Origin of the sequence: Bradyrhizobium sp., assembly GCF_028868675.1 — a bacterium.
Taxonomy (GTDB): Bacteria; Pseudomonadota; Alphaproteobacteria; order Rhizobiales; family Xanthobacteraceae; genus Bradyrhizobium.
In genome coordinates, this window is record NZ_JAGWUA010000157.1 from 1 (window position 1) to 11,587 (window position 11,587).

Here is an 11,587-nt window from a genome sequence, read left to right on the forward strand (position 1 = left end):
TCACATAGGTCGAGACCGCGTTGATCATCGGATTCCAGGGATTGTCGGGATCGAGACAGGTGCTGGCGGCGGCGTCGCGGTCTCGTCGTGCGGCGCGTTCCGTGCGATCGTAAAATGCGTTCAGCGCCATAATAAATTCAGCGCGTTCGCGCGGCGGAAACACATCGCCGAAGCTTTCCTCACTCCATGGCGGATGAGTGGTGTCGATCTCGATCCGGAGTTGCTGCGCAATTCCGACAAATGAATTCTTGTCGGCCGAATGCAGCCAGCCGCAACCGAGGTCGAAGACAATGCCGGGGGCCGGAATAATGGTGTGGGCGCGGCCGCCGACACGGTCGCGGGCTTCCAACACGACGACGGAGAGGCCGGAATCTTTCAGCGCGTTGGCCGCGCCGAGTCCGGCGGCTCCGGCGCCGATAATGGCCACGTCGATGGTGGAAGGGAGACTTTGCGACGCCATGTTGACTATTGTTTCGGCAGCTTCGCTTTGAGCGCATAGAGCGCCTCCAGCGCCTCGCGCGGCGACATCTCGTCGGGGTGCAGCGCCTTCAGCGCCTCCATCAACTGCTCGGCTTCGCTCGGCGGCGTAGCGTCCGCCGCGGCGCGCGAGGGGACGGCGAACAGCGGGAGATCGTCGACCAAAGCGCGCGCGGTCTGGCCGCGGTCCTGCGCCTCGAGTTTTGCCAGCACCGATTTCGCGCGGGTAATCACCGCCGGCGGCAGGCCCGCGAGCTTGGCGACCTGGATGCCGTAGGAGCGGTCGGCCGAGCCCGGCAGCACCTCGTGTAGGAACACGACGTTGCCCTGCCACTCCTTGACCCGCACCGTCGCGTTGAACATGCGCGGCAGTCTTGCCGAGAGCGCGGTGAGCTCGTGATAATGCGTGGCGAACAGCGTGCGGCAGCGATTGCTTTCGTGCAGGTGCTCGATCGCGGCCCAGGCGATCGACAGGCCGTCGAAGGTCGCGGTGCCCCGGCCGATCTCGTCGAGGATGACGAGCGAGCGCTCGCCGGCCTGATTGAGGATCGCCGCCGTTTCGACCATCTCCACCATGAAGGTGGAGCGGCCGCGCGCGAGATCGTCGGCGGCGCCCACGCGAGAGAACAACCGGTCGACGATGCCGATGCGCGCGCGCGCGGCCGGCACGAAGCTGCCGATCTGGGCCAGGAGCGCAATCAGCGCGTTCTGGCGCAGAAAGGTCGATTTGCCGGCCATGTTCGGACCGGTGAGCAGCCAGAGCTGCCCGGACTTCTGCGACGGCGCAGGTGACAGGTCGCAGGCATTGGCGATGAACGGCTCGCCATTGCGCTTCAACGCCTGCTCGACGACGGGATGGCGGCCGGCCTCGATCGCAAAGCCGAGAGACTCGTCCACCTCAGGCCGCACATAATTCTCCTCGACCGCGAGCTTCGCCAGCGCGGTCGCGACGTCGAGCAGCGCGAAAGCGTGCGCCGCGGCACGTAAGTCGTCTCCGATCGCGAGCGCCTTGGTGCAGAGCCGGTCGAAGATCTCGAGCTCGAGGCCGAGCGCGCGGTCGCCGGCATTGGCGATCTTGGCTTCGATCTCGCCGAGCTCGGAGGTTGTGAAACGCACCTGGCCCGCCAGCGTCTGGCGATGGATGAAGGTCGCGTTCAGCGGCGGCGACATCAGCTTGTCGCCGTGCTGGGCGGTGACCTCGACGAAATAGCCGAGCACGTTGTTGTGGCGGATCTTCAGGCCCTTGACCGAGGTCGCGTCGGCGTAGCGCGCCTGCATCGACGCCACCACCAGGCGCGAGGCGTCGCGCAAGCTGCGCGCTTCGTCGAGCGCGGCCTCATAGCCTTCCCGGACGAAGCCGCCGTCGCGCTTGATCAGCGGAAGCTGCTCGGCGAGCGCGGCAGTGAATTCGGACGCCAGCTCACGGGAGGGCCGCTGCAGCGCGGTCATCACCGCGACGACCTCCTGCGGCGGCTGCTCGAGCTCGGCGAGCCGCGTCAGCGCCTGGTCGGCGGCGAAAATGCCATCGCGGATACCTGCGAGGTCGCGCGGGCCGCCGCGGCCGACCGACAGCCGCGCCAAGGCCCGCGACATGTCGGGCGCGCCGCGCAAAATGCTGCGGACATCCTCGCGCGCTGCGGCATCAGCCACGAAGGCTCCGACGGCATCCAGCCGCCGCGCGATCGCCGCTGCGTCGGTCAGCGGCGCCGCGAGCCGCTGCGCCAAGAGCCGCGAGCCGGCCGAGGTCACGGTGACGTCGATGGCGTCGAGCAGCGAGCCGCGCCGTTCGCCGGCGAGCGTTCGCGTCAGCTCGAGATTGGCGCGGGTGGCAGGATCGATCGCCATGGTCGCGCCGGAGGCCTCCCGCGAAGGCGGCGACAGCGGCGGGTGTTTCCCGACCTGGGTGCGGTCGACATAGGTGACGGCGGCGGCGGCAGCCGTCGCCTCCAGCCGCGAGAGCTGCGCGAGCCCGTCCATGGTCGCGACCGCAAAATAGTCGCACAGCCGCTTCTCGGCGGTGGCGCCGTCGAAATAGTCGCGCGTCAGCGGCGTCACCGCCGGCAGCTCGCGCAAGGTCGGGCCGAGTTCGCTGTCGCCGTAAAGCGCGTCCGCGACGATCGCCTCGTTGGGGTTGATGCGCGCCAGCGTCGCGGTGAGCTCGCCGCTTACGCATTCCGTCACCATGAATTCGGCGGTCGAGATGTCGATCCAGGCCAGCCCAAAGCGGTCGCCGCCGGAGGAGGAGCGTGCGCGCGCGATCGCGAGCAGGTAGTTGTTGGCGCGGGCGTCGAGCAGCGTGTCCTCGGTCAGCGTGCCCGGGGTGACCACCCGCACCACGTCGCGCCTGACCACGCTCTTGCCGCCGCGGGCGCGCGCCGCGGCCGGATCCTCCATCTGCTCGCAGACCGCGACGCGAAAGCCCTGCGCGATCAGGCGGTGCAGATAGTCGTCTGAGCGTTCCACCGGCACGCCGCACATCGGGATGTCGGCGCCCTGATGCTTGCCGCGCTTGGTCAGCATGATGCCGAGCGCCCTGGAGGCGATCTCGGCATCCTCGAAGAACAATTCGTAGAAGTCGCCCATCCGGTAGAACAGCAAGAGGCCGGGATGCGCCGCCTTGATCTCGAGGTACTGTTCCATCATCGGCGTGACGCGCGCAGAGACGTCGGCCTGCGGCGCGGGCGTCGCTTCGGGGGCAGGTACTTGGATGGGTTGCTGGGCCGTCATGAGCGGCGCAACCTAGCCAATTTCGCGCAGCCGTCCCATCGCTTTGGCGGTCGCGGACGGGTTTTCCACGCTGTCCGCACCGCGGAATGCCGAACGCGGGTGCAGCCTTGCGCGAAACCGTCAATTGACCTGCCGCGGACGCGCTCCTAAAACTCGGCGACCATTCAAGAATTCAGCCGAGCGCGGCATTCTAGGGAGAACAGCGATGCGTGACGTCTTTATCTGCGATGCCGTGCGGACCCCCATCGGCCGCTTCGGCGGCTCGCTCGCAAAAGTGCGCACCGATGATCTCGCCGCCGCCCCGATCAAGGCGCTGATGGCCAGGCATCCCAAGCTCGACTGGTCGCAGGTCGACGAGGTGTTCTTCGGCTGCGCCAACCAGGCCGGCGAGGACAACCGTAACGTCGCCCGCATGGCGCTGCTGCTGGCGGGCCTGCCGGACTCGGTTCCCGGCCAGACGCTGAACCGGCTCTGCGCATCCGGCCTGGACGCGGTGGGCGCCGCGGGCCGCGCGATCCGCGCCGGCGAGATCGAGTTCGCGATCGCCGGCGGCGTGGAATCGATGACGCGGGCGCCGTTCGTGATGGGCAAGGCGCAGGAGGCATTTTCGCGCTCCGCCGAGATTTTCGACACCACCATCGGCTGGCGCTTCATCAATCCGCTCCTGAAGGCGCAATATGGCGTCGACGCCATGCCGGAGACCGGCGAGAACGTCGCCGAGGAATTCCAGGTCTCGCGCGCCGATCAGGACGCGTTCGCGATCCGCTCGCAGCAGCGCGCCGGTGCCGCGATCGCCGCCGGCTATTTCGCCGAGGAGATCACGCCGATCACCATCCCCGGCGGCAAGGCCGGCCCGATCACCGTCGACAAGGACGAGCATCCGCGTCCCGAGACGACGCTCGAAGGCCTCGCCAAGCTGAAGCCGATCGTGCGCAATCCCGGCACGGTGACGGCGGGCAACGCCTCCGGCGTCAATGACGGCGCCGCCGCCATGATCCTGGCATCCGAAGCCGCCGTGAAGAAGCACGGCCTGACGCCGCGCGCCCGCATCCTCGGCCTTGCCTCCGCCGGCGTGCCGCCGCGCATCATGGGCATCGGGCCGGTGCCCGCGACCCGCAAGCTGATGGAGCGGCTGGGCAAGAAGATCGGCGATTTCGACCTGATCGAATTGAACGAGGCGTTCGCCTCGCAGGGCATCGCCTGCCTGCGCCAGCTCGGCGTCAAGGACGATGCCGATTTCGTCAACCCGCATGGCGGCGCGATCGCGCTCGGCCATCCGCTCGGTATGAGCGGTGCGCGGCTGGCGCTGACCGCGGTGCACGGCATGGAGAAGCGCGGCGGCAAGCTCGCGCTCGCCACCATGTGCGTCGGCGTCGGCCAGGGCGTCGCGGTCGCGATCGAGAAGCTGAGCTGACGGGCCACGCTCGCATGATCCTCGAGCGCGAGCAGGACGTCACGGCCGCGGTGCTGGCCGTGATGGAGCGGACCTCGGATCCGCGCCTGCGCCAGATCATGGTCTCGCTCGTCAGGCATCTGCACGGCTTCGTCCGCGACGTCCGCCTCACCGAAGCCGAGTTCCGCGAGGCGGCTGCGATCCTGGTCGAACTCGGCAAGCTCACGTCGGACACGCACAACGAGGTCGTGCTGATGGCGGGCTCGCTCGGCGTCTCCTCGCTGGTGTGCCTGCTCAACAATGGCGACCAGGGCAATACCGAGACCGACCAGTCGCTGCTCGGACCGTTCTGGCGCCTCAATTCCCCGCGCATGGAGAACGGTGCATCGATCGTGCGGTCGGAGACGCCGGGCGCGCCGCTGTTCGTCAACGGCCGCGTGGTCGACAAAGCGGGCCGACCGGTCGCCGGCGCCGAGGTCGACGTCTGGCACGCCTCGCCCGTCGGCCTCTACGAGAACCAGGACCCCGAGCAGGCCGACATGAATCTGCGCGGCAAGTTCACGACCGATGACGATGGCCGCTTCTCCTTTCGCTCGGTCATGATGGTCGGTTATCCCATCCCGACCAATGGCGTGGTCGGCCGCCTGCTGCACGCACAGAGCCGCCATCCCTATCGTCCCGCGCATCTGCACGCGCTGGTCTTCAAGCCGGGATTCAAGGTCTTGGTCTCTCAGGTCTACGATCCCGCCGATCCGCATCTCACCACCGACGTGCAGTTCGGCGTGACCAAAGCGCTGATCGGCGATTTCGTGCGCCATGGCGAGCCGCATCCGAGCGCATCGGGCGTCGCGATGCCCTGGTACTCGCTCGACCACGTCTATCATCTGGAGCCCGGCGAAGCCGTACTGCCGCGCCCGCCGATCAAGTAGCCGGCGCATTGGCGGAGTGATGTCTTGCGCCCCGGATGCTGCGCAGCACGAAGTAATGCGCTGCTGATCCGGGGCCCATCCAACCGAAGCAAGGTGGGTCCCGGCCCTGCGGTGCAGCGCTGACGCGCTGCGCCGCGTCCGGGACACGGAGAGCGCTACTCCATCACCGCATGCTCGGGCCCGGCTGCCTGCTTGCGCAGGGCGGCCTTGGTCGAGCCGATCATGAGGGCGAGCGGGATGGTGCAGAGGATGAAGATCATCACGAGCTGATAGTCGTGCGCAAAGGCGATGATCTGTGCCTGCACCGCGACCATCTTGTCGGCCATGGCGCGGCCGGCGTCGGTCGCCAGGTTGATGATGCCGCTCACGCTCGGCATCTGCAGCGCGTGATTGAACGGGTTGATGTGCTCGGACAGGATCGCGTAGGTCCGCCGCGAGCCCTGCGTCAGCTCGGCGATGACGATGGAGATGCCGACCGAGCTCGCGACGTTGCGCATCAGCGTCAGCATCGCGGTGCCGTCGGTACGCAGATTGTTGGGCAGCGTCAGGAACGCCACCGTCGACAGCGGCACGAATACGAGGCCGAAGCCGAAGCCCTGGACAATGCTGACGGTGACGATCTCCGGCACCTGGGTCAGGTCGGTCCAGCCGGTCATCTTGAACAGCGACGCCGCGGTCAGCCCCAGTCCCGACATGATCAGCGTGCGCGCCTCGAAATAGCGCATCATGCGACCGACCATCATCATGGCGAGGAAGGTGCCGAAGCCGCGGCTCGCCAGCAGCCAGCCCGCGGTGATGATGGGATAGCCGATCACGTTCTGCAAGTAAGGCGAGGCCAGCGCCATGGTCGAGTACAGCACGAGCCCCATCACCGTCATGAAGATGCAGCCGGTGAGGAAGTTGCGATCCCGGAACAAGGCGAACTGAATGAACGGCCGCGAGGTCGTGAAGGAGTGGGCGAAGAAGTAGTAGAAGCCGACCGCCGAGACGGCGAACTCGGTGACGATCTCGCCGGATTCGAGCCAGCCGAGCTGCTCGCCGCGGTCGAGCGCGAGCTGCAGCGAGCCGATCGCGACCGCCAGCGCCGTGAAGCCGAAGAAATCGAACTTCAGGCTCAGGTCCTTCCTGGTCTCGTCCATGAACACGATCAGCCCGAGCACGGTGATCGCGCCGAACGGCAGGTTGACGAAGAACACCCAATGCCAGGAATAGGTCTCGGTCAGCCAGGCGCCGAGCGAGGGACCCATGATCGGACCCATCATCACGCCCATGCCCCAGATCGACATCGCCTTGGCGCGCTCCTGCAGGGTGTAGGAATCGAGCATCACGGCCTGCGACAGCGGCACCAGCGCCGCGCCGAACACGCCCTGCAGCAGGCGAAACAGCACCATCTGGTTGATGTCCTGCGCGAGCCCGCACAGCACCGAGGCAAAGGTGAAGCCGGCCGAGCACAGGATGAAGATGCGCTTGCGGCCGTAGCGGTTGGCGATCCACCCCACAGGCGCGGTCATGATCGCGGCGGCGACGATGTAGGAGGTCAGCACCCAGTTGATCTGGTCCTGCGAGGCCGACAGCGTGCCCTGCATGTAGGGCAGCGCGACGTTGGCGATCGTGGTGTCCAGCGCCTGCATGATGGTCGCGGTCATGGCGCAGATCGTCACCATGTTCCGGCGCAGGCCCGGGGGAAGCGGACCCGACATGACGTCAGTCCTTTTCCTGGTTGGCGGTCGCCGACAGGCCGAGCAGGCCGGCCAGCGTGCGCTTGTGGCCGGTGTCGATGGTGGCATAGACGCTCATGCCGGCCTTCAGCCTGGCGACGTATTTGTCGTGCTCGTCGAAATAGATCCTGACCGGCACGCGCTGCACCACCTTGACGAAATTGCCGGTGGCGTTCTGCGGCGGCAGGATCGCGAATTGCGCGCCGGTGCCCGGCGAGAGCGAACCGATCGTGCCCTTGAAGAGGTGGTTCGGGAAGGCGTCGACCTCGAGCGTGACGGGCTGGCCGACCGCGACATGGGTGAGATCGCTCTCCTTCGGATTGGCGTCGACCCAGGGATGGGCGATGTCGACGATGGAGAACACGGGCGTGCCGGCCGAGACGTAGCGGCCGAGCTGAATCTGCTCGACCTGGGTGGCGACGCCGCCCATCGGCGCGCGCATCACGGTGTGGTCGAGATTGCGCTCGGCCTCGTCGAGCTTGGCCTTGGCCAGCGCATAGGGCGGGAACTGCTCCAGCGGCAGGTTGGGATTGCCGAGCAGCTGCGTCCTCGCGTTGGAGAGCTGCTGCTTGACGAACTGCGCCTGCGCACCGGCGGTCACCATCGCGTTCGCGGCGTTGTCGAGATCGAGCTGCGAGCCGAAATTGTTCTTCACCAGTGCCTGTTTGCGCTCGACGTCGCGCTGCTTCAGATCGATGCCCTGCTGGGCGAGGTCGAGCATCTGGCCGTAGATCTTGATGTTGGCGATGAGGTTGTCATAGGTCGTGCGCGCCTGGTCGAGCGTCGCCTTGGCCTGGTCCACCGCGAGGCGGAACGGGACCGGATCGATCTCGAACAGCACGTCGCCTTCCTTGACGACCTGGCCCTCCCTGACGACGACCTTGTCGATCTTGCCGGAGATGTCGGGGGTGATCAGCACCTTCTGGGCGCCGACATAGGCGTCGTCGGTGCCGACGTAGCGGCCGCCTTCGAGATAGAAGTAGAGGCCGGTGGCCGCGGCCGCCAGCGGCAGCACGATCATCAGGAAGACGCGCCGGTAGCGGCGCAGGAACGCCATCAGGCGGCGGCGCGGTTCGGCGGCGAGCTTCCTGGTGGACCTGCCGCTCGGGACGGCCTTCTGTTCGGGGGCGAATTTCAGGACCTGGTCAGCCATAGCGCGGCTCCTTGCGCACCTGTTCGGCAACGGCATTCTGGGTCGCGTTGCGCACGTTTTCCTTGATGGCTTCGAGCTGGGTCAGGAGACGCTGGGCATCCGCCGGATGGATGCCGTCGAGCGCATTCGCCGTCAGCTCCGAGCGCAGCCCGCTGAGCTTGCCGAGCAGCGCGCGCCCCGCTTTCTTCAGATAGAGGCGGTTGACGCGGCGGTCGCTGGGATCGCTGCGGCGCTCGATCAAATCATTGCTGCAGAGCTTGTCGATCAGTCGCGTCAGCGTGATCGGCTGCATCTCCATGAGCTCGGCGAGTTCCGACTGCTTCATGCCCTCGCTGCGCTCGACCTTGGCGAGAACCGCCCATTGCGCGCGGGTGATGCCGAAGCGGGAGGCCTCCTTGTCGGCATAGACCCGCAGCAGGCGGTACAACTCGCCCAGCGTGAACAGGAAGTTCTGGTCGACGGAACGGCTCATGAGCATGCTCTCCAATAAGCTCCCATATAATAAGCAAGCTTATGAATTCCGCAACCGGCCGTTGTTCCGCGGCGAGAGCATGGCTGGCAACCGCGTTTTGGCCCGGACTTTGGGTTCCCCGGTCGGGATGCTACAAGCGGCCGCGATGACGCTCGCAAAACCGGCATTTCCTGCGCCCGATCATGACCATGGCCGCTGCACTGCGGAAGCGCTGACCCATGCCGACCTGGTTTGCCGGGAGCGCGGGCAGAAATTCACGCCGGTCCGCCGGCAGGTGCTGCAGGCGCTATTGTCGAGCCACCGTCCGCTCGGGGCCTACGAGGTGATCGACGAACTCGCCAGGTCGATGCCGCGGCCGGCGCCGATCACGGTCTATCGCGCGCTCGATTTCCTGATGGCGAACGGGCTCGTGCACCGCATCGAGAGCCGCAACGCCTACCTCGCCTGCGCCCACGACCACGACGCCGCCTCCGCGGTCGCGTTCCTGATCTGCGAGCGCTGCGGACTGGTCGGGGAAGTCCCTGCCGCGCCCTTCGCGCAGGAGCTCAACGCCGCGGCGCGCGCTTCCGGCTTTGCGCCTAGATTGTCCGTGGTCGAGATCACGGGCACCTGCACCCATTGTCAGAAAGCCTCATAGAACAACAACGGCGCGAAGCCGGTTTCGGAAAGACATGTCCTCAAATCAAGCCAATCCGTCCGCCGGGCGTTCCCTGAGTGCCGGCGCCATCGCGCTGATGCTCATGCTGTGCCTCACCTGGGGCTTCAACCAGATCGCGGTGAAGCTGGTTCTGCCGGACATTCCGGCGATGCTGCAGGCGACCATCCGCTCGATGGGCGCGCTGCCGGTGCTGTTCATCGTCGGTAGCCTGCGCGGCGTGAAATTCTTCGAGCGCGACGGCACGCTCGGCGCGGGTCTCGTCGCCGGTTTGATGTTCGGCGTCGAGTTCGTGCTGATCTATCAGGGCCTGCGCTTCACGCCGGCCTCGCGCGCGGTGGTGTTCCTCTACACCGCGCCGTTTTTCGTCGCGCTCGGCTCCTATCAGGTGCTCGGCGAACGCCTGAGCTCCTCGCAATGGCTCGGGCTTGCGATCAGCTTTGCCGGCGTCGCGCTCGCCATCGGCGTGCCGCAGCCGAACGTCGATTCGAAGGTGCTGCTCGGTGATCTCATGATCGTCGGCGGTGCCGGACTGTGGGCGGCGACCACGCTGGTGGCCAAGTCGACGCGGCTGCGCTTCGCCCAGCCGGAGAAGGCGCTCGGCTATCAGGTCGCGATATCGATCCCGATCCTCAGTCTCGCCGCGATCCTGTTCGGCGAAACCATCGACCATCCGCCGTCGCCGCTGTCGCTGGGCCTGATGGTGTTCCAGGCGGTCTGGGTGGTCGGAACCACGTTCACGCTCTGGTTCGCGCTGGTGAAGGCCTATTCGGCCAGCAAATTGTCGGCCTTTACCTTCATCACCCCTTTGTTTGGCGTGATCGCTAGCTATTTCATCATGCATGACAGCCTGAGCCTGGCATTCGGGGCGGCTGCGCTGCTTGTAATTGCTGGACTTTTCCTCGTTAACCGACCGAGCCCGGTGGTAGCGCCGTCCTCCGACGCATTGCTGAACGTCACCAAAACCTGATATCTGAGCCCCCATGAACAAGCTCGAAAATCCTCAGAATTCGGACATCGCGGGGCCCGCGGCCCGGCACCAGACCGTCCAGGTCAAGGTCGGCAACGTCGCCGTCGGCGGCGGGGCGCCGATCGTGGTGCAGTCGATGACCAACACCGATACCGCGGATGTCGACGGCACCATCGCCCAGGTCGCGGCGTTGTCGCGCGCGGGCTCGGAGCTGGTCCGCATCACCGTGGATCGCGAGGAGGCCGCCGCCGCCGTCCCGCACATCCGCGACGGCCTGCGCAAGCGCGGCATCACCACGCCCCTGATCGGCGACTTCCACTACATCGGCCACAAGCTGCTGGCCGAGTACCCGGCCTGCGCCGAGGCGCTCGACAAGTACCGCATCAATCCCGGCAATGTCGGCTTCAAGGACAAGCGCGACACGCAGTTCGCCGACATCATCGAGATCGCCAACGAGAATGGCAAGCCGGTCCGCATCGGCGCCAACTGGGGTTCGCTCGACCAGGAGCTGTTGCTGAAGCTGATGGACGAGAACGCGGCGCTCCCCAACCCGCGCGATGCGCGCGCGGTGATGCGCGAGGCCATGGTGCAGTCCGCGCTCCTGTCGGCCGCGCGCGCCGAAGAGCTCGGCATGCCCAGGGATCGCATCATCCTGTCGGCGAAGGTCTCGCAGGTGCAGGACCTGATCGCGGTCTACCAGGATCTCGCGGCGCGTTCGGACTATGCCATCCATCTCGGCCTCACCGAGGCCGGCATGGGTACCAAGGGCATCGTCGCGTCCTCCGCCGCGCTCGGCATTTTGCTTCAGCAGGGCATCGGCGACACCATCCGCATCTCGCTGACGCCCGAGCCCGGCGGCGACCGCACCCGCGAGGTGCAGGTCGGTCAGGAACTGCTTCAGACCATGGGCTTTCGCACCTTCGTGCCGCTGGTCGCGGCCTGCCCGGGCTGCGGCCGCACCACCTCGACCACGTTCCAGGAGCTGGCGCGCTCGATCCAGGATTTCATCCGCGAGGAGATGCCGACCTGGAAAACGAAATATCCCGGCGTCGAGGCGCTCAACGTCGCGGTGATGGGCTGCATCGTCAACGGG

General features: G+C 66.7%; 10 protein-coding genes. 5 read left to right on the plus strand and 5 right to left on the minus strand.

Going from position 1 to position 11,587, the window contains the following annotated elements:
• Together KGM94_RS18520 and mutS are read right to left on the minus strand one after the other, a co-directional pair.
• Window positions 1-460 (minus strand): FAD-dependent oxidoreductase (locus KGM94_RS18520; protein WP_300262522.1); only part of this gene is annotated, 460 nt, incomplete at its 3' end.
• 5 nt (window positions 461-465) lie between these two features.
• Entirely contained in the window at window positions 466-3,204 is a 2,739-nt protein-coding gene (gene mutS, locus KGM94_RS18525; protein WP_300262527.1) for a DNA mismatch repair protein MutS, read from the minus strand.
• A 205-nt stretch (window positions 3,205-3,409) separates the two neighbouring features.
• Between mutS and pcaF the strand changes: the two genes are divergently transcribed.
• Complete coding sequence (gene pcaF, locus KGM94_RS18530) at window positions 3,410-4,618, plus strand: 3-oxoadipyl-CoA thiolase (RefSeq protein ID WP_300262530.1); 1,209 nt, start codon at window positions 3,410-3,412, stop codon at window positions 4,616-4,618.
• 14 nt (window positions 4,619-4,632) lie between these two features.
• Window positions 4,633-5,526, plus strand: a complete 894-nt coding sequence (locus KGM94_RS18535; RefSeq protein WP_300262533.1) for a dioxygenase — start codon at window positions 4,633-4,635, stop codon at window positions 5,524-5,526.
• A gap of 155 nt (window positions 5,527-5,681) precedes the next feature.
• Here KGM94_RS18535 and KGM94_RS18540 read toward each other — a convergent pair whose 3' ends face one another.
• From KGM94_RS18540 to KGM94_RS18550, 3 genes are read right to left on the minus strand one after another with little or no spacing between them, the layout of a single operon-like run.
• Entirely contained in the window at window positions 5,682-7,226 is a 1,545-nt protein-coding gene (locus KGM94_RS18540) for an MDR family MFS transporter (RefSeq protein WP_300262535.1), read from the minus strand.
• Window positions 7,227-7,230: 4 nt separating this feature from the next.
• Window positions 7,231-8,397 carry an HlyD family secretion protein gene (locus tag KGM94_RS18545; protein WP_300262538.1) on the minus strand — a complete coding sequence of 389 codons (1,167 nt, stop codon included), beginning with the start codon at window positions 8,395-8,397 and terminating at the stop codon, window positions 7,231-7,233.
• On the minus strand, window positions 8,390-8,869 hold the full coding sequence (locus tag KGM94_RS18550; RefSeq protein WP_300262541.1) for a MarR family transcriptional regulator: 480 nt from the start codon (window positions 8,867-8,869) through the stop codon (window positions 8,390-8,392). The genes KGM94_RS18545 and KGM94_RS18550 overlap by 8 nt, the downstream gene beginning before the upstream one ends.
• Window positions 8,870-9,014: 145 nt before the next feature.
• Here KGM94_RS18550 and KGM94_RS18555 point away from each other — a divergent pair, with 145 nt between their 5' ends.
• The 3 genes from KGM94_RS18555 to ispG all read left to right on the plus strand — a co-directional run.
• Window positions 9,015-9,506 carry a transcriptional repressor gene (locus tag KGM94_RS18555; protein ID WP_300262545.1) on the plus strand — a complete coding sequence of 164 codons (492 nt, stop codon included), beginning with the start codon at window positions 9,015-9,017 and terminating at the stop codon, window positions 9,504-9,506.
• 34 nt (window positions 9,507-9,540) lie between these two features.
• Complete coding sequence (locus KGM94_RS18560) at window positions 9,541-10,494, plus strand: DMT family transporter (protein ID WP_300262548.1); 954 nt, start codon at window positions 9,541-9,543, stop codon at window positions 10,492-10,494.
• Window positions 10,495-10,507: 13 nt separating this feature from the next.
• Window positions 10,508-11,587, plus strand: a 1,080-nt coding sequence (gene ispG / locus KGM94_RS18565; RefSeq protein WP_300262551.1) for a flavodoxin-dependent (E)-4-hydroxy-3-methylbut-2-enyl-diphosphate synthase, incomplete at its 3' end; no start/stop codon positions are given.